The organism is Roseburia hominis, assembly GCA_040702975.1.
GTDB lineage: Bacteria > Bacillota > Clostridia > Lachnospirales > Lachnospiraceae > Allocoprococcus > Allocoprococcus hominis_A.
In genome coordinates this window covers 2,622,827-2,641,466 of sequence record CP159990.1, presented here as the reverse complement: position 1 = coordinate 2,641,466, position 18,640 = coordinate 2,622,827, and the positions used below count along the sequence as shown (strand labels likewise).

The 18,640-nt window shown below is 46.9% G+C and carries 14 protein-coding genes, 1 pseudogene and 1 riboswitch; of the genes and pseudogenes, 14 read left to right on the top strand and 1 reads right to left on the bottom strand.

What is annotated here, in order from left to right; all coding sequences use genetic code 11:
* Positions 1-42 precede the first annotated feature (42 nt).
* From purF to ABXS75_12200, 13 genes are all read left to right on the top strand, one after another.
* A complete protein-coding gene (purF, locus tag ABXS75_12260; protein XCP83841.1) occupies positions 43-1,470 on the top strand; it encodes an amidophosphoribosyltransferase in 1,428 nt (475 codons plus the stop codon).
* Positions 1,471-1,612: 142 nt separating this feature from the next.
* Positions 1,613-3,046: an adenylosuccinate lyase gene (gene purB, locus ABXS75_12255; GenBank protein XCP83840.1), complete on the top strand. Its 1,434-nt coding sequence runs from the start codon at positions 1,613-1,615 to the stop codon at positions 3,044-3,046.
* 310 nt (positions 3,047-3,356) lie between these two features.
* Positions 3,357-4,730, top strand: a complete 1,374-nt coding sequence (locus ABXS75_12250) for a sodium:alanine symporter family protein (GenBank protein XCP83839.1) — start codon at positions 3,357-3,359, stop codon at positions 4,728-4,730.
* A 162-nt stretch (positions 4,731-4,892) separates the two neighbouring features.
* A riboswitch (glycine riboswitch) is annotated at positions 4,893-5,049 on the top strand.
* A 215-nt stretch (positions 5,050-5,264) separates the two neighbouring features.
* Positions 5,265-5,651 (top strand): GrdX family protein, encoded by a 387-nt coding sequence (locus ABXS75_12245; GenBank protein ID XCP87152.1) that lies wholly within the window; start codon positions 5,265-5,267, stop codon positions 5,649-5,651.
* Positions 5,652-5,738: 87 nt separating this feature from the next.
* Complete coding sequence (locus tag ABXS75_12240; protein ID XCP83838.1) at positions 5,739-7,019, top strand: glycine/sarcosine/betaine reductase component B subunit; 1,281 nt, start codon at positions 5,739-5,741, stop codon at positions 7,017-7,019.
* A gap of 19 nt (positions 7,020-7,038) precedes the next feature.
* Complete coding sequence (grdB, locus tag ABXS75_12235; GenBank protein XCP83837.1) at positions 7,039-8,352, top strand: glycine reductase complex selenoprotein B; 1,314 nt, start codon at positions 7,039-7,041, stop codon at positions 8,350-8,352.
* Between the two features lie 205 nt (positions 8,353-8,557).
* Positions 8,558-9,499, top strand: coding sequence for a thioredoxin-disulfide reductase (gene trxB / locus ABXS75_12230; protein XCP83836.1), 942 nt, complete (start codon positions 8,558-8,560; stop codon positions 9,497-9,499).
* Between the two features lie 30 nt (positions 9,500-9,529).
* Entirely contained in the window at positions 9,530-9,847 is a 318-nt protein-coding gene (locus ABXS75_12225; protein ID XCP83835.1) for a thioredoxin family protein, read from the top strand.
* A 95-nt stretch (positions 9,848-9,942) separates the two neighbouring features.
* Positions 9,943-10,416: a glycine/sarcosine/betaine reductase complex selenoprotein A gene (gene grdA, locus ABXS75_12220; GenBank protein ID XCP83834.1), complete on the top strand. Its 474-nt coding sequence runs from the start codon at positions 9,943-9,945 to the stop codon at positions 10,414-10,416.
* 243 nt (positions 10,417-10,659) lie between these two features.
* Complete coding sequence (gene grdC, locus ABXS75_12215) at positions 10,660-12,192, top strand: glycine/sarcosine/betaine reductase complex component C subunit beta (protein ID XCP83833.1); 1,533 nt, start codon at positions 10,660-10,662, stop codon at positions 12,190-12,192.
* Between the two features lie 14 nt (positions 12,193-12,206).
* Entirely contained in the window at positions 12,207-13,361 is a 1,155-nt protein-coding gene (gene grdD / locus ABXS75_12210; GenBank protein ID XCP83832.1) for a glycine/sarcosine/betaine reductase complex component C subunit alpha, read from the top strand.
* 288 nt (positions 13,362-13,649) lie between these two features.
* A complete protein-coding gene (gltX, locus tag ABXS75_12205) occupies positions 13,650-15,107 on the top strand; it encodes a glutamate--tRNA ligase (GenBank protein XCP83831.1) in 1,458 nt (485 codons plus the stop codon).
* A gap of 30 nt (positions 15,108-15,137) precedes the next feature.
* Complete coding sequence (locus ABXS75_12200) at positions 15,138-16,994, top strand: ATP-dependent helicase (protein ID XCP83830.1); 1,857 nt, start codon at positions 15,138-15,140, stop codon at positions 16,992-16,994.
* A 194-nt stretch (positions 16,995-17,188) separates the two neighbouring features.
* On the opposite strand, the gene ABXS75_12195 is transcribed toward ABXS75_12200, so the two are convergent.
* A complete protein-coding gene (locus ABXS75_12195; GenBank protein XCP83829.1) occupies positions 17,189-17,521 on the bottom strand; it encodes a DUF1292 domain-containing protein in 333 nt (110 codons plus the stop codon).
* 129 nt (positions 17,522-17,650) lie between these two features.
* On the opposite strand from ABXS75_12195, the pseudogene ABXS75_12190 reads away from it, so the two are divergent.
* Positions 17,651-18,639 (top strand): annotated as a pseudogene (locus ABXS75_12190) (sugar ABC transporter substrate-binding protein).
* Position 18,640: the final 1 nt, after the last annotated feature.

Below are 18,640 nucleotides of genomic sequence, written 5' to 3'. Positions count from 1 at the left end.
TGCAGCGGCGTTTTCAAAGTGCAGCAGCGGAAAGGCAGACTTATGAGTGAATTTGAAAGAGTAATTACAGGAATGGGCGAAGAATGTGGTGTGTTCGGTGCGTATGATATGGACGGCGGTGATGTGGCACCCTCCATATATTACGGACTATTCGCACTTCAGCACCGGGGACAGGAAAACTGTGGAATCGCAGTGACGGATACCTATGGCCAGCGCAAGGTGCGGTTCAAGAAAGGGCTGGGACTTGTGAACGAGGTGTTTGACGAGGAAGGGCTCGAGGCGCTTACCGGCAATCTGGGAATCGGACATGTAAGGTATTCGACTGCTGGAGGAAGCCGGGCGGAAAATGCGCAGCCACTGGTCATTAATTATGTAAAAGGAACTCTGGCAATCGCACACAACGGGAATCTGACCAACGCCGTGGAACTTCGGCATGAGCTGGAGTATACAGGAGCTATTTTCCAGACGACGATCGATTCGGAAGTAATCGCCTATCACATCGCGCGGGAACGGCTGAATTCGCGCACGGCGGAGGAAGCGGTGAAAAAAGCGATGAAGAAGATTGAAGGCGCTTATGCGCTGGTGGTATCAAGTCCCAGGAAGATGATCGGGGCGAGAGATCCCTTCGGTCTGAAACCGCTTTGCATCGGGAAGCGGGAGAATACCTGGTTCCTGGCTTCTGAGAGCTGCGCGCTTGCGGCGGTAGGCGCAGACTTTATCCGTGATGTGGAACCAGGAGAGATCGTTACGTTTTCCAAACATGGTGTAAGTTCAAATAAAGAGATGGCTATCGCGCCCGAGAGACAGTCCAGATGTATCTTTGAGTATATTTATTTTGCCCGCACAGACAGCACGCTTGACGGAGTGAATGTATATCATTCCCGTATTATTGCAGGAAAAGCGCTTGCTAAATCTTATCCGGTGGAGGCGGACCTGGTGGTCGGCGTGCCGGATTCGGGACTTGTGGCGGCAAAAGGGTACTCCGAGGAATCGGGAATCCCTTATGGCATGGCCTTTCACAAGAACAGTTATGTGGGAAGGACTTTTATCAAGCCAAAACAAAGTCAGCGTGAGTCCAGTGTAAAGATCAAACTCAACGTGATTGAGGAGGTCGTGCGCGGAAAGCGGATCGTGATGGTGGATGATTCGATCGTGCGCGGAACTACCTGCGCGAATATCATTAAGATGCTGAAAAAGGCGGGTGCGAAGGAAGTCCATGTAAGGATCAGCTCTCCGCCGTTCTTATATCCGTGCTATTTTGGGACCGATGTGCCGTCCAACGAGCAGTTGATCGCGCATTCCCACACGCCGGAGCAGATACGGGAAATGATCGGTGCGGACTCCCTTGGCTATATGGAAATCGACAGGCTGAAGGATATGGTCGGAGACCTGGGATATTGTGACGCCTGCTTTACGGGCAGCTACCCGATGAAGGTGCCGGACCATGATATTTCTCATGCGTTTGAGTAGTGTGATACACAGAACACCGAAAAGCCGCCATTATTCGCATAAAATGAACGGATTTAAGGTGTTTTAGGATACGGGAGCACGAAGTGCAAAGTGATCCGTATATCATAATATAGATAATATAGAAAAGAAAGGAAAAGAGATCATGAGTAACGACAGATACCAAAGCCCGCTCTCAGAGCGGTATGCAAGCAAGGAGATGCAGTACATTTTTTCGCCGGATATGAAGTTCAGGACCTGGAGAAAGCTCTGGATCGCACTTGCTGAGACGGAGAAGGAGCTGGGGCTTCCAATCACGGAGGAACAGATTGCAGAGCTTAGGGAGCATGCAGAGGATATCAACTACGAGGTGGCAAGGGAACGTGAAAAAATCGTTCGTCATGATGTAATGTCCCACGTATATGCATATGGCCAGCAGTGCCCGAAGGCGAAGGGAATCATCCATCTGGGCGCGACCTCCTGCTATGTGGGAGATAATACCGATATGATCATCATGGCTGAGGCGCTGAAGCTGGTAAAGAAGAAACTGGTGAACGTGCTGGATGAGCTTTCCCGGTTCGCGGATACCTATAAAGCACAGCCGACTCTGGCGTTTACACATTTTCAGCCGGCACAGCCGACGACGGTAGGCAAGAGAGCTACACTCTGGATGCAGGAATTCGCAATGGATCTGGCAGACCTGGAGTATGTACTGGGAAGCCTGAAGCTTCTCGGATCCAAGGGAACGACCGGAACACAGGCGAGCTTCCTGGAACTGTTTGAGGGAGATCAGGAAAAAATCGACCAGATTGACCCGATGATCGCAAGGAAGATGGGATTTGAGGCTTGCTATCCGGTGTCCGGGCAGACCTATTCGCGTAAGGTGGATACCCGTGTTCTGAACGTGCTGGCGGGTATTGCGGCAAGTGCGCATAAGTTTTCCAATGATATCCGTCTTCTGCAGCATTTAAAAGAAGTGGAAGAGCCTTTTGAGAAGACCCAGATTGGTTCCTCCGCGATGGCTTACAAACGGAATCCGATGAGAAGTGAGAGAATCGCTTCCCTGTCCCGCTATGTGATGATCGACGCACTGAATCCGGCGATCACATCTGCGACACAGTGGTTCGAGAGAACTCTGGATGATTCTGCAAATAAGAGACTGAGTGTTCCGGAAGGCTTCCTTGCCATTGACGGAATCCTGGATCTCTGTCTGAACGTGGTGGACGGCCTTGTGGTATATCCGAAGGTGATCGAAAAACGTCTGATGTCTGAGCTGCCGTTCATGGCTACAGAGAATATCATGATGGATGCCGTAAAAGCCGGCGGAGACCGTCAGGAACTGCACGAGCGCATTCGTGAGCTTTCCATGGAAGCAGGACGTAACGTGAAGGAAAAGGGCCTTGACAATAACCTTCTGGAGCTGATCGCAGCAGATGAGGCGTTCGGACTTAGCCTGGAGGATCTGAAAAAGACGATGGAACCATCCCGTTATGTGGGAAGATCGAAAGAGCAGGTGGAAGCGTTCCTGACAAAAGAGATCCAGCCGATTTTGGAGAAAAATAAGGAATTGTTAGGTGTGAAAGCGGAAATTAATGTATAGAAGAGACGATGCGGCGCGTTAGTCTCCTATATTTTGCAGGAGGCAGTGGCGAACGATATCTATATATAGAATTTTACTGTATGTGAAATTTTAGACAAAACGCTGAAAATGAAAAATATTTAGCAAACGAAAAGCCCAATAAATCAAGGGCTTTTCGTTTTTTTTCGGAAAAGAGAAAACAGAAAATAGACATAATGCACAAAAAAGATATAATTGAAATTAATAGATTGAATAAATTGCATAAATAAGTTATTATGAATATGAGAGTAGTACTTATTAAAAAATTCTATTAGAAAAGGAGGGTATCTTTATGTATGAAATCTTCAACAGTATCGTACTGAAGGTCAATGACGTATTGACCAGCTCCGTCCTTCTGGTTGCGCTTGTAGGCGCAGGACTTTTCTTCAGCATTATGCTGGGATTTATCCAGGTAAGAGGATTCGGCGAAGGTATGAGAAGAACCTTTGGCGGCATCTTCAAAAAGAAAGGTGAGGCAGGCAATGATGGAATGTCTTCATTCCAGGCGCTTGCGACCGCTATTGCAGCGCAGGTCGGTACCGGTAATATCGCTGGTGCGGCATCTGCAATCGCAGTAGGCGGCCCGGGAGCAATCTTCTGGATGTGGATTAGTGCATTCCTTGGAATGGGAACCATCTTCGCCGAGGCTTGTCTGGCACAGAAATATAAACAGGTCAGTGATGACGGAACCGTTACCGGTGGACCGGTATACTATATCCGTGCAGCATTCAAGGGAGCTTTTGGCAAAGTTCTTGCAGCGATTTTTGCAGTTCTCCTGATTTTCGCACTTGGCTTTATGGGCAACGCAGTTCAGTCTAATTCCATCGCAGCTTCCTGGAATACCGCATTTGGTGTACCGAAGGTAGCTATGGGTATCGTAGTAGCTGTTCTGGCATTGTTCGTATTTACCGGCGGTATGAAGCGTATCGCGAAAGTTACGGAACTGGTTGTTCCGGTCATGGCAGCTTTCTATATTGTTGGTTCCTTAGTTGTTATCTTTGCAAATATTACTCATGTTCCGGGTGCATTCCACGATATTATCGTTGGTGCATTCAACCCGAGTGCCATCGCTGGTGGTGCAATGGGTGCGACCATTAAACTCGCGATCACCAAAGGCGTTGCAAGAGGACTTTTCTCCAATGAAGCTGGTATGGGTTCCACCCCGCACGCTCACGCAGTGGCAAAAGTTAATCACCCGGTAGAGCAGGGCTTCGTAGCTATGATCGGTGTCTTCATCGATACCTTCGTGATCCTGAACCTTACCGCTCTGGTTATTATCACGACCGGCGCAAGATCGTCAGGACTTACCGGCGCTGAGCTGAGCCAGTTCGCATTTGCAGCTGTGTTTGGAAAGTTTGGTGAGATCTTCATTGCGATCTGTATGTTCTTCTTCGCGTTCTCCACCGTTATCGGCTGGTACTTCTTTGGCGAAGCAAACATCAGATACCTGTTCGGATCCAAAGCGGTCAAGATTTATGCAGTTCTCGTTTGTGTCTGCGTAATTCTTGGATCTCTTGGTGAAGTTTCCATCGTTTGGAATATGGCAGACTGCTTCAACAGTCTGATGGTTATCCCGAACATTATAGGTCTTGTATTCCTTTGGAAGGTTGTGAAGGAAGTACATGACGATTACTATAAGAATTTCCTGCCGAAGCAGAAAAGGTAGATGTTGTGTAACTAAATAGTATATAGAAAAAAACTATAACAAAATATTGAAAAAGCTATAAAAAAAGCTGGTAAAATTTTAAAGTATATGCTATAATTGCCTTGTTGGAAAAAGTATTTCTTATTGAGTACGGATTTCTATGCAGTGAATTGAATAGTAGGTTGATAATTTCCGGGAGAGAGCTGTTGAGCAAGCAGAGAACAGCCGCCGAAGATGCAAACTGAGATCGTTTGAAGATTCTCGTATCAATGAGCGTTACATATGAGAAGGGGAGAATGATTAATGTGAAACTTTCAGGCAAAAGGACTGGAAAGAGGACTACATTCTGAATCCGATAGATGCAGGAAACAGAAAGGACGACAGGCTTAGCAAGCTCGGGTCGTCCTTTTTCATATCATGCATGCCTGAGCAGGCGTCGGGTGAACGTTTACCAGGCTACTCAGTACTTTTTGAAGATGTCCATCAGTAGAAGATGTGAAAACTTCGAAAATGGAATCCGAACAGAAAATAAGGGAAAGACTGACAGGTGATGAGATGAACAGCGGATTTATGATTATTACAAACAACCCATTGGTTAATGAAAAGTTTGGCGGGAATTACCATGTAGTGTTTGAAGAACTTTCTTTTGAGGACACACTGAAGAAGGTGCGGGACAGGGTTTATGAAGGGTACAGGCTTTTATCCCATCCTCTTTCCGGGAGCGTAAAGCCGAATGAGACACCTTACAAATCCGTAATGGTATCGGAAGAGATAGAAGGTCTTGATACCTGGTCCATGGAGATCATTGAGAATGCGATTCATTCCTGTGGAAAGTTCCAATTCAGGTCGGACAAATACCGGCCGGAGGTGTACGAGGATTTCAGATTGATTGACTGTACACTGATTGAAAGTGCGATTCCATCTGCTGAATGCTGGCGGTAAAGGAGGAGCACAGATTTAAAACAGGCTATAAAGGTGCAAGACACCTTTTGGGGCAAAAAAGAAAAAATTAAAAGGAGGGAATTTACAGTGAGATTAGAAGTAGGTCACATTTTCATCAAGGACATTCAGTTTGGTGCTGAGTCCAAAATTGAAGACGGAGTTCTCTATGTATCCGAAGAAGCTGTAAAGGCAATCGTCCTTGAGGACGAGAAAATCAAAAGCGTAAAATTTGATATCGCAAGACCGGGTGAAAGCGTTCGTATTACACCGGTGAAAGACGTTATCGAACCTCGTGTTAAAGTTGAGGGAAGAGGGGGAATTTTCCCGGGCGTTATCGCAAAGGTAGATACCGTAGGAAGCGGAAAAACTTACGCACTGAAGGGCATGGCTGTTGTTACTGCTGGTAAGATCGTTGGATTCCAGGAAGGTATCATCGATATGACAGGCCCGGGCGCAGAATACACCCCGTTCTCCAAACTGAACAACTTCGTTGTAGTTTGTGAGCCGGTTGAAGGTATCAAACCGCACGATTATGAGAAAGCAGTTCGTCTTGCTGGTTTCCGTGTAGCTGTATATCTTGGAGAACTTGCTCGTGAGCTTACTCCGGATGAAAGCAAAGTATACGAGACTTACGGCGTTCTGGAAGGAAAAGAGAAATTCCCGAATCTTCCGAGAGTTGCATATGTTCAGATGCTTCAGAGCCAGGGACTTCTGCATGACACCTATGTATACGGCGTTGATGCGAAAAAGACTCTTTCTACCATCATGAGCCCGACAGAGGTTATGGATGGAGCAATCGTTTCCGGTAACTGTGTATCTGCATGTGACAAGAACCCGACTTATGTTCACGAGAACAACCCGGTTGTTCATGACCTGTTCGAAGAGCACGGAAAGACACTTAACTTCGTATGCCAGATCCTTACAAACGAGAACGTTTACCTGGCAGACAAGATGCGTTCTTCCGATTGGACAGCTAAGATGTGCCGCTTCCTTGACCTGGATGCTGTTATCGTATCTCAGGAAGGTTTCGGTAACCCGGATACTGACCTTATCATGAACACCAAGAAGATCGAAGCTGAAGGCGTTAAGACTGTAATCATTACAGATGAGTACGCTGGACGTGACGGAAAATCCCAGTCTCTGGCAGATGCTGATCCGGCTGCTGACGCAGTAGTAACAGGCGGAAACGCTAACCAGGTAATCGTACTTCCGAAGCTTGACAAAGTAATCGGAACACTTGACTATGTAAACACTATCGCAGGTGGTAATGAGCACTCACTGCGTGAGGATGGAACCATCGAAGTTGAGATTCAGGCTATCACAGGAGCAACTAACGAAACCGGATTCAACTACTTAAGCGCACGATAGGAAGGGAGGACGAATAACAATGAGTAAAATTAAAGTTGTACATTATATCAATCAGTTCTTCGCTAATATCGGTGGAGAAGAAAAAGCTGATTACCCGGCAGAACTTCGTGTAGGCGAAGTTGTTGGACCTGGTATGGCATTGACTCAGAAATTTGGTGAAGAGGCAGAAATCATCGCTACAATCGTATGTGGTGACTCTTACTTCAATGAGAACCTTGACAAAGCTAAAGCAGACATCCTTGCTTGGGTAAAAGAGCAGGCTCCGGATATCTTTATCGCAGGACCGGCTTTCAACGCAGGACGTTATGGTGTTGCTTGTGGAACAATCGCAGATGCAGTTCAGGAAGAACTCGGCATTCCGGCAGTTACCGGTATGTATGTTGAGAACCCGGGCGCAGATATGTTCAAGAACAAAGTATACATGGTATCTACTAAGAACAGCGCAGCTGGTATGAGAGATGCAATTGGCAAACTTGCTCCTCTTGCACTTAAGATCGCTAAGGGCGAGCCGATCGGTGCTTCCTGCCAGGAAGGCTATATGCCGAACGGAATCCGTGTAAACTTCTTCGAGAAAGAGCGTGGATCTAAGAGAGCAGTTAAGATGCTTATCAAGAAACTGGCTGACAAGCCGTTCGAGACAGAGTATCCGATGCCGACATTTGACCGTGTAGCTCCGAATCCGGCAGTAAAAGACTTGAGCAAGGCTACAATTGCACTTTGTACTTCCGGCGGTATTGTACCGAAGGGCAACCCGGACCATATCGAAAGCTCTAACGCTTCTCACTACGGCGAATATGACATTACAGGCGTTAATGATCTTACAGAAGAGACCTATGAGACCGCTCATGGCGGATACGATCCGGTATACGCTAATGAGGATGCTGACCGTGTACTTCCGGTTGACGTTCTTCGTGAGATGGAAGCTAACGGCGTGATCGGAAAGCTTCACAACAAATTCTACACAACTGTTGGTAACGGAACTGCTGTTGCTTCTGCAAAAGCATTCGCTGATGAGTACGCTCAGAAGCTGATCGCAGACGGAGTAGACGCTGTTATCATGACCTCTACATGAGGTACCTGTACACGTTGCGGTGCAACGATGGTTAAAGCTATTGAGGCTGCTGGACTTCCGGTAGTTCATATGTGTACAGTAACTCCGATTTCCATGACTGTAGGTGCAAACAGAATCGTTCCGACGATCGCTATTCCGCATCCGCTTGGAAATCCGGCTCTTGACAAAGACGAAGAGTATGCACTTCGTAAAGGATTAGTTGAGAAAGCACTTGCTGCTTTGACAACTGAAGTTGAAGATCAGACGATCTTTGATAAATAAAGTGTTTTATAAGGCCTAAAAATAGATTGTTTTTTTGAAATTTTTGTGAAAATATACATAAAAAGGCTGGAATACGCTGAGTAAATGTGATATAATTACAGAAATAAAGGCTGTAATCGCGATAACATGTGCGGAGCAGATGGAGTGGTTACAGCCGGACAATCTTTGATGGCAATTCAAAAACACAAAAAAGGAGACGAAAGCAATGGGCAAGATTTATGACGTAATTGTTCTTGGTGCAGGTCCTGCAGGATTAGCAGCTGGTCTGTATGCAGGAAGAAGCCGCCTCTCCACTCTGGTTATTGAGAAAGGAAAAGATGGCGGACAGATCGCAATTACTGATGAGATTGAGAACTATCCTGGACAGATAGTTGAAGGCGAGAGCGGACCTTCTCTCATCGCAAGAATGACACAGCAGTGCGAGAAATTTGGCGTTGAGCGTGTGTCTGACGTAATCAATGATGTAGTTCTTGAAGGCGATGTCAAGAAACTTATCAGCGCTAAGGGCGAATATGAAGGCAAGACCATCATTATCGCTACCGGAGCTTTTGCAAGACCGATCGGCTGCAAGGGCGAGAAAGAATTTATGGGCAAGGGCGTATCTTATTGCGCAACTTGTGATGCAAACTTCTTCGAGGATTTTGAAGTATACGTAGTAGGCGGCGGAGATTCTGCTGTTGAGGAAGCTATGTACCTGACTAAATTCGCGAGAAAAGTTACGGTTATTCACAGACGTGATGAGCTCAGAGCTGCTAAATCCATTCAGGAGAAGGCGTTCAAGAATGAGAAACTTCACTTTATGTGGGATACTGTAGTTGAGGAAGTCAGCGGTGACGGCATCCTTTCTGAGATGACAGTTAAGAATGTTAAGACCGGCGAACTTACCAAGATCGTCGCTGATGAAGAAGATGGAATGTTCGGTGTATTCGGATTTATCGGAACACTGCCGAATACGAAGATCTTCCAGGGAAAAGGCCTTGAACTTGATGAGAGAGGCTACATTCCGACAGACGTTGACATGCACACCAATATCCCGGGCGTATTCGCAGCAGGCGATGTTCGTGTGAAGAGCCTTCGTCAGGTTGTAACAGCTGCAGCAGACGGCGCTATTGCAGCTACCCAGGCTGAGAAATATCTCAACGAGTAATATTTTAATATCATAAGGAGGAGCAGACCAATGCTTGAAGTAGATAAAAATACATTCAAAACAGAAGTGTTAGAGGCAGAAGGATACGTTTTCGTAGACTTCTTCGGTGATGGCTGTGTACCCTGCCAGGCTCTTATGCCGTTCGTACATGAGATGGCTGACAAATACGGCGACAAATTAAAATTCACCTCTCTTAATACAACAAAGGCTCGTCGTCTTGCAATCGGCCAGAAGATCCTTGGACTTCCGGTTATGGCTATCTACAAAGACGGTGAGAAAGTAGAAGAGGTTGTCAAAGATGATGCTACACAGGAAAGCATCGAAGCAATGATTAAGAAATATATCTAATTATAAGTGAATTAGGTATCAAGCCTCAGGGCTTTATACGGAAGTGTATGCTTCCAAAATAAAAAAATAAAACGAAGGGAAGGAGGAAAAACATCATGGCAATTTTAGAAGGTAAAAAAGTTGTAATTATTGGTGACCGTGATGGTGTTCCAGGACCGGCTATCGCAGAATGCGTTAAGACAGCCGGTGGAGAAGTTGTTTTTTCTTCAACAGAATGTTTCGTCTGAACAAGCGCAGGCGCAATGGATCTGGAGAATCAGAAGAGAGTTAAGGAGTTCGCTGACGAATACGGCCCGGAGAACGTAGTAGTTATCGTAGGTGCCGCAGAAGGCGAAGCTGCTGGTCTTGCAGCAGAGACTGTAACAGCAGGAGATCCGACTTTCGCAGGTCCGTTGACAGGGGTCCAGCTTGGACTCACGACTTATCACGTATGTGAACCTGAACTGAAGGAAGAATTTGACGAAGCTGTTTACGATGAGCAGGTGGGTATGATGGAAATGGTACTCGATGTTGACGATATCGTAAGCGAAATGTCAGCTATCCGTGACGAGTTCTGCAAGTATTTATAAGAGACTTGTCATTATAAAGGTTCCGGAGGCGGTGAGGTAATTGCTTGCCTCACCGTCTTTTTTTCAAAAGAGATGCCTGAGATGAACTTGCGACAGCAGGTTCCTGACATCGATTGGTAATGATTGGCTGCCGGGCATTTGGGAAGAGGGAATCCCCGAATGCCGGATATTTTAAGAATGGTTTCGGGGGAAATCGCTTAAAACAAACATAGATACATAGTGAAAGAAAGGTGGGCACTCACAATGAACACTGTAATTAAAGGAGCCAGCTATGTACTGGCGCATACACCGCAGATGGTGGTATATAACGGAACAACTCAGACAACTGAGAGAGTTGTAAATCCGGAGTCTGAATATTTGAAAGAACTGGAGAGCCATCTTCGTTCTTATGAAGATTGTGTAAACTACTGGCCGAACCAGGTATATATCGGAAATGCACATCCGGATGACCTGGCACAGGTTGAGTTCCCGTATTATGATAAAGTAAAAGAAGGCGCTGAAAGATACGGAAAATACGGCGAGATCATGCCGGAAGAGGAATTCATCCTTCTGGCTCAGACCTGCGATATGTTCGAAGTTGTAAAGCTGGACAAAGAATTCGTTGCAGCTCACAAAGAGGCATTCGCTGCTGATCCGATCATCACAGAGGATATCGTAGCTAAGGTTGAGGAAGGTATTGAACTTTCTGAGATCGAGCATTTCGTAAACGAAGAGCATGCTGAGGGTATTTACCATGCCGGCAAACTCGTAGGCTGTGTAAAGAGAGCACATGATATCGACGTAAACCTTTCCGCTCATGTTATGCATGAGAACATCATGAGCAAAGCTACCAGCGTTCTTGCTCTGTTATATGGCGTAAGAAATGCAGGAATTGACAAAACAGATATCGAGTATGTAATCGACTGTGCTGAGGAAGCATGTGGAGATATGAACCAGAGAGGCGGCGGAAACTTCGCGAAAGCTGCTGCTGAGGTGGCTGGACTTATGAACGCTACCGGATCTGATTCCCGTGGATTCTGTGCCGGACCGTCTCACGCACTTATCGAGGCTGCTGCACTGGTTAAATCCGGAGCTTACAAATGTGTAGCTGTTACCGCTGGCGGATGTACCGCTAAGCTTGGTATGAACGGAAAAGACCATGTGAAGAAAGGCCTTCCGATCCTTGAGGACTGTCTTGCTGGATTCTGTATCATCTTAAGCGAAAACGACGGTGTAAATCCGGAGATCAACCTTGACATCCTTGGACGTCATACCGTTGGAACCGGAAGCGCTCCGCAGAACGTAATCGGAAGCCTTGTAGCTGATCCGCTTGAGAGAGCAGGAATGAAGATTACTGATATCGATAAATTCTCTCCGGAAATGCAGAACCCGGATATCACCAAACCGGCCGGAGCAGGAGATGTGCCGCTTGCTAACTACAAGATGATCGGTGCACTTGCTGTAAAACGTGGTGACCTTGAGAAGAAACAGCTTGCAAGTTTCGCAACTGAGCACGGACTTACCGGATGGGCTCCGACACAGGGACATATCCCGTCAGGCGTACCGTACATCGGATTTGCAAGAGAAGACATTCTTGCAGGCAAGATTAAAAATGCTATGATCATCGGAAAAGGAAGCTTGTTCCTTGGACGTATGACCAACCTGTTTGACGGAGTATCTTTCGTAATCCAGGCAAATACAGGCGCAGAGGATAACAGCGGAGTATCCGAAGAGGAAGTAAAGGGATTGATCGCAAAAGCTATGAAAGACTTTGCTGCATCCATGCTGGCAGAATAGAGAGGTGGACGATTATGGCAAGTGGAATTGAAAAAATGATTGCCGAGACCTTCCTCAGTATGGCAGAAGGACTGGAGACAGGCAGCTTCGGAAAACGTCCGAAGATCGCCCTCACCGGAATGGGCAGCGAGCATGGAGAAGAGAACTCCATGGCTGCAGCCATCGAAGCAGCGAAGGATGGAATCGATGTATACTACATCGGTACTCTTGAGGCAGAAGGCGTTACGACCGTCAAAGTGGCTAACGACGAGGAAGGCCATGACAAGATGGAAGAAATGCTGAAAAATAAAGAGGTGGACGCTGCTGTTACCATGCACTTCCCGTTCCCGATCGGTGTATCTACCGTAGGACGCTGTGTAACACCGGCAACAGCAAAAGAGATGTTCATCGCTAACACCACAGGAACCTCCAGCACTGACCGTATCGAAGGCATGATCAAGAATGCCATCTACGGAATCATCGCTGCAAAGGCTTGTGGAAAGAAAAATCCTACCGTGGGAATCCTGAATGTGGACGGAGCACGGCAGACAGAAAAAGCTCTGAAACAGCTTGCTGATCAGGGATATGCTATCGAATTTGCAGAATCAGGAAGAGCAGACGGCGGATGTGTCATGAGAGGAAACGATGTACTCCAGGCATCACCGGATATCATGGTTACCGATTCCTTAACAGGAAATATTCTGGTAAAGATGCTCTCTTCATTTAACACAGGCGGCAGCTTTGAGGCTACCGGGTTTGGGTATGGACCTGGTATTGGGGAAGGCTATGAGCAGCTTGTAATGATCGTATCCCGTGCATCCGGAGCACCGGTAATCGCAAATGCGATCCGCTATGCAGCTCAGCTTGTACGCGGTAAAGTATTTGAAGTGGCAAAACAGGAGTTTGCTGCTGTTAAGAAAGCAGGACTGAATGACATCCTCGCAGCTCACAAAGCATCTCAGAAGCCGGCAGCGGCAGAAGAGGAAGTGAAAGAGCCACCGAAGGAGATCGTAACCAGCCAGATTCCTGGCATCGAGGTTATGGACCTTGAGGACGCTGTTAAGGTTCTGTGGAAGATCAACATTTACGCAGAGAGCGGAATGGGCTGTACAGGCCCGATTATCCGGGTATCTGATGCAAACCTTGCAAAGGCAGAGGAAGAGCTTAAGAAAGCCGGATATATCAATTAGTACGAAAGATACGTACTGGTATCATTTATGAGGTTGCGTATAGAGATTGGGGAATCTCTTTTATGCATATAGAAATTTAGCACTCCAAAGTTATAAGAGATGCCGCGGCCAATGGGGAAGGCCGCGGCATCTCTTGTTTTTCCTTCCTTTGGTCTTGAAGAGAAAAGGGGAATATGATAATATAATTAAGATATGTAGATGAGGGAAATTTTGCCGGATACGGCGAAATTTCCTATTACAATAGAAGAGCGCCTGCCAGATAGAAGCGCTTAAGAAGGAGTAGAAAAGATGAGTAAAGTCAGAACAAGATTTGCACCGAGTCCCACCGGAAGAATGCATGTGGGGAATTTAAGGACCGCGCTTTATGCTTATCTAATTGCAAAGCATGAGGACGGTAATTTTATGCTCAGAATTGAGGATACGGACCAGGAACGTTTTGTTGAGGGAGCCCTGGAGATTATTTATCGTACACTGGAGAAGACGGGTCTTGTGCATGATGAAGGTCCGGACAAGGACGGCGGCTATGGCCCCTATGTACAGAGTGAGAGAAATGCCTCCGGCCTCTATTTAAAATATGCAAAACAGTTGATCGAGCAGGGAGATGCGTATTACTGCTTCTGCGACAAAGAACGTCTGGAGTCCCTGCGTACTTCTGTCTCCGAGGACGGAACGCAGATCGTGAACTATGACAAGCATTGTCTGCATTTGAGCAAGGAAGAGGTGGAAGCGAACCTTGCTGCGGGCAAGCCCTACGTAATCCGCATCAATATGCCGACAGAGGGGACAACGACCTTCCACGATGATATCTATGGGGATATTACGGTGCCCAATGCTGAGCTTGACGATATGATTCTGATTAAGTCCGACGGATATCCGACCTACAACTTTGCGAATGTAATCGATGACCATTTGATGGGAATCACACATGTAGTAAGGGGAAATGAATACCTGTCCTCCGCGCCTAAATATAACCGTCTTTATGAGGCGTTTGGCTGGGAGGTTCCGGTGTATGTGCATTGTCCGCTGATCACCGATGAGAACCACAAAAAGCTGAGCAAGCGCTGCGGCCATTCTTCTTATGAGGATCTGTTGGACCAGGGATATGTGAGTGAGGCGATCGTGAATTATGTAGCACTTTTGGGCTGGTGCCCGCAGGATAACCGGGAGATCTTCTCACTGGAGGAGTTGGTGGAGGCATTTGACTACCATCATATGAGCAAGTCTCCGGCGGTATTTGACACGACGAAGCTGAAGTGGATGAACGGTGAGTATTTGAAGGCGATGGATTTCGAGAAATTCTTTGAGCTGGCTGAGCCTTATATCCGCAAAGCTGTCACAAAGGATTTTGATCTGCGTAAAATTGCGGCCCTGGTAAAGAGCAGGATTGAGGTTCTGCCGGATATCGCGGAGCAGATCGATTTCTTCCAGGAGGTTCCGGAGTATGATACCTCCATGTACTGCCATAAGAAGATGAAGACGAATGAGGAGACCTCTCTTACTGTGCTTGAGGAGGTGCTTCCGCTTCTGAAGGAGCAGGAAGATTACAGCAACGACGCTTTATTTGCCCTTTTGAAGGGATATGCCCAGGAAAAAGGGTATAAGATCGGCTATGTGATGTGGCCGCTTCGCACGGCTGTTTCCGGAAAGCAGAATACCCCGGGAGGAGCTACCGAGATCATGGAGGTTCTGGGGCGTGAAGAATCTGTAGAGAGAATCGAAAAGGCAATCGGGCTGTTGCAGAAATAAATACAAAAGATAGTAATAAGGGGATACGGTATGAGACTTAATAAAGGACAGGAAGAAGCGATCCGTCACGGCGGGGGACCCTGTATGGTGCTTGCACCTCCCGGGTCGGGGAAGACGCTGATCGTGACGAGACGTACCAGATATTTGATTGAAGAGATGAAGGTTCCGCCGGAGGATATTCTGGTGATCACATTTACCCGTTATGCTGCCAGAGAGATGAGGGAGCGATTTGGCAGCCTGACGAGGGGTAAGAATTATAAAGTAACCTTCGGTACGTTTCACAGTGTATTTTATGGTATTTTGAAATGCGCTTATGGGATTAACGGCAGGAATCTTCTGTCAGAGCAGGAACAGCTAAAGCTTTTAAGAGATGTACTGAATAAGATGGAATTGCAGTCCGAGCCTGAGGTGCAGGACGAAGAGGAGCTTTTAAGGGAGTTGATGCGGGAGATCGGAGTCGTGAAGAACGGACTTCTGCACTTGCGTGATTTCCACAGTGATTTTTTGAATGACGAGGAATTTCCGGAGCTTTTCCGTGCCTATGAGCAACAGAAAAAGCAGCGGAAAAAGTTCGATTTTGACGATATGCTGGTACAATGCTATGCCCTTTTCCGGAAACGGGAGGATATTTTGCGGAACTGGCAGGAAAAATTCCGCTACATTCTGATCGATGAATTCCAGGACATCAACCGGGTGCAGTATGAGGTGATCCGTATGCTGGCAGCACCGGAGTACAATCTGTTCGTGGTGGGGGATGACGATCAGTCCATTTATGGTTTCCGCGGCGCCAGACCGGAGCTGATGCTTTATATGAAGCAGGAGTTCCCCAATATTCGCACGATTCCGCTGACGGTGAATTACCGGTCCACGGATTCGGTGGTCGCTGCCGCATCGCGTGTGATCCTGCATAATGATTCCAGGTTTTATAAACGGGTACAAGCCTACAAGCCGAAGGGGGAGAATGTCCGGGTGCAGGAAGTGCTTGACGAGGTGGAAGAGAGCCGTTTTGTTGCAGAGTCCATCGCTAATATGACGGAAGAGACGCCTCTGGGGCAGATTGCGGTGCTTTATCGGACGGCGGCGCAGGCCAGAATGCTGAGCGAGGCGCTCATTGAACGTCAGATTCCCTTTGAGATGCGGGAGCATATCCCTAATTTTTATGAACATTTTATCGCAAAGGATATGCTGGCGTATATGAAGCTGGCGCAGGGATTTCGGGATCGTCCGCTCTTTTTGCGGGCAGCGAATCGCCCGGTGCGGTACATTTCCAGAGAGAGTCTGTCAAAGACGCAAATTACCTTTGAAGAGCTCCGCATTTTTTATGAAGATAAGGAGTGGATGCTGGACGCGATTGATCAGTTTGAGGTGGACTTAAAGATGCTGGAAAATATGGCGCCATATGCGGCGGTACAATATATCCGCAAGCGGATCGGGTATGATACCTTTTTGCGAGAATATGGTAAGGAGAACGGGATTACCTGGGAACAGCTCATGCAGATCATGTCGGAATTGGAAGAGCGCTGTAAGCCTTACCGGACTGTTACGGAATGGGAAGAACACATCAAAGTGTATACCGAGGAACTGGAGAGGCAGAAACAGCAGAATTCAGGGAAAACTGCATTTCACGAGGACCGCGTACAGCTCATGACGATGCATTCTGCCAAAGGGCTGGAGTTCGACACGGTATTTATCATCCATGCGAACGAAGGACAGGTGCCTTATCTGAAGGCCAGGACGACGGAAGAACTGGAGGAGGAGCGGCGCATGTTCTATGTGGCCATGACCCGTGCAAAGGAGCATCTGATCATCTCCTACGTGACCGAGAGGAATGGAAATGGTATGAAGCCTTCAAGATTCGTGGAGGAGCTTTTGGGAAAACCACGCTAGTACAACATGATATAAGTTGTCTGACGAAATGTAATTGGCATAGTATACCGACTTATATCATAATAAAAACAGCAGATATCATTTTGCAGATATCTGCTGTTTTTTATTGCCATGTGTATCGGAATGAAGATATAAGGTACTTCCGTTTGATCATAAACCATATGTTTTGGCGAATCTATCAAGATGGTAGGTGATTAAAAGGTATCTTCCATCTCTTCAAATGCCTGTGTATCCAGCCACTCGTCAAACTTATCCGCTACGATCTCATATTCGTCATCGTCTTCGATGTTCTCAAGATCGTGTTTTCCCTCTCCGGTCGTATCTCTGAGGAAACGATAGAGCCATACATCTCCGTCTATGTTTTCACCGTTCTCGTCCATAGGAGAAAGGGCAATGTACTCTTTGTCTTCGACGCTAAAGGTTACAAGGATTGCACAGTCTACTTCTTCGTCATCATCCAGTGTCAGTGTCACAACCTGGCTCTCAAGCAGCTTGCTGTCTTCGTCGGCATGATTATGTTGTTCCATGATAAGGTTCTCCTTTCTGTTGATATTACCACTGTATCAGACGAGGGAAGGATTTGCAAGGGGAAAACTATTGACATTACCGGGAAAACAGATAAAATAAAAGAAAGGCGAGTTCGTAGGAGGAAAATTATGAAAAAGCAGATTTTGTCGCTGATACTGATTCTTACGCTTGCAGTCTCTCTGCTTGCAGGCTGTAAGAAGAATGTCGGTACCAGTGAAGACAATGCAATCAGAGAAGAAGACGCGAACGGAGAGGAAAAAGAGGTCTATCGTTTTGGATTTAGCTGTATAACCATGGAGAATCCATATTTTATTACCCTGGAGCAGTCACTCAGGCAGGAGCTGGAGGCAGAGGGACATACGTTGGTGTCCAAAGATCCAGCATTAGATGTGAACAGACAGATCGAACAAATCGATGAGATGATAGAAGGCGGGATTCAGGCCATATTTCTCTGTCCGGTATCCTGGGATGAGGTTACGCCTGCCCTTAAGAAGCTGAAAGAGGCAGATGTAAAGATTATCAATATTGATTCTGAGATCAAAGAGACCGATTATGCGGACGCTTATATCGGTTCTGACAACAAAAATGCAGGTTATATTTGTGGAAATGATTTGGTAGAGCAGTGCCCGGAGGGCGGTAAGGTCGTGATTTTGGAGAGTCCGTCGCAGAATTCGATCAATGACCGGGTGACAGGGTTTGAGGAGGCTATCGCAGAAAAGGGGTTTGAGATCGTAGAGCGCGTGGACGTGCAGGGCGACTTAAATCTGGCACGGGAAAAGGCATCGGATATTTTCGAGAAGAACACCGATATTTCGGCTGTGATGTGCGGGAATGACCAGATTGCGCTGGGAGCCCTGGTGGCAGCCAGAACAGCCGGATTAAAAGATGTGATGATATACGGGGTGGATGGTTCACCGGATTTGAAAAAAGAACTGGTAAAGAAGGAGACTCTGATTCGGGGCACCAGCGGCCAGTCTCCAATTAATATCGGAAAAAAGCAGCCAAAACAGGAATGGCCATGCTAAACGGGGAGGACTATGAGGAAAGCATTTACGAAGATGTGTTCTTTATTACCTCAGAGAATGTGGAGATGTACGGAGTGGATGGCTGGCAATAGA

Bases quoted from the DNA above. Each gene is read 5' to 3' on its own strand.
- purF (XCP83841.1), top strand. From the start codon at position 43: ATGAGTGAATTTGAAAGAGTAATTACAGGAATGGGCGAAGAATGTGGT.
- purB (XCP83840.1), top strand. From the start codon at position 1,613: ATGAGTAACGACAGATACCAAAGCCCGCTCTCAGAGCGGTATGCAAGC.
- ABXS75_12250 (XCP83839.1), top strand. From the start codon at position 3,357: ATGTATGAAATCTTCAACAGTATCGTACTGAAGGTCAATGACGTATTG.
- ABXS75_12245 (XCP87152.1), top strand. From the start codon at position 5,265: ATGAACAGCGGATTTATGATTATTACAAACAACCCATTGGTTAATGAA.
- trxB (XCP83836.1), top strand. From the start codon at position 8,558: ATGGGCAAGATTTATGACGTAATTGTTCTTGGTGCAGGTCCTGCAGGA.
- ABXS75_12225 (XCP83835.1), top strand. From the start codon at position 9,530: ATGCTTGAAGTAGATAAAAATACATTCAAAACAGAAGTGTTAGAGGCA.
- grdC (XCP83833.1), top strand. From the start codon at position 10,660: ATGAACACTGTAATTAAAGGAGCCAGCTATGTACTGGCGCATACACCG.
- grdD (XCP83832.1), top strand. From the start codon at position 12,207: ATGGCAAGTGGAATTGAAAAAATGATTGCCGAGACCTTCCTCAGTATG.
- gltX (XCP83831.1), top strand. From the start codon at position 13,650: ATGAGTAAAGTCAGAACAAGATTTGCACCGAGTCCCACCGGAAGAATG.
- ABXS75_12200 (XCP83830.1), top strand. From the start codon at position 15,138: ATGAGACTTAATAAAGGACAGGAAGAAGCGATCCGTCACGGCGGGGGA.
- ABXS75_12195 (XCP83829.1), bottom strand. From the start codon at position 17,521: ATGGAACAACATAATCATGCCGACGAAGACAGCAAGCTGCTTGAGAGC.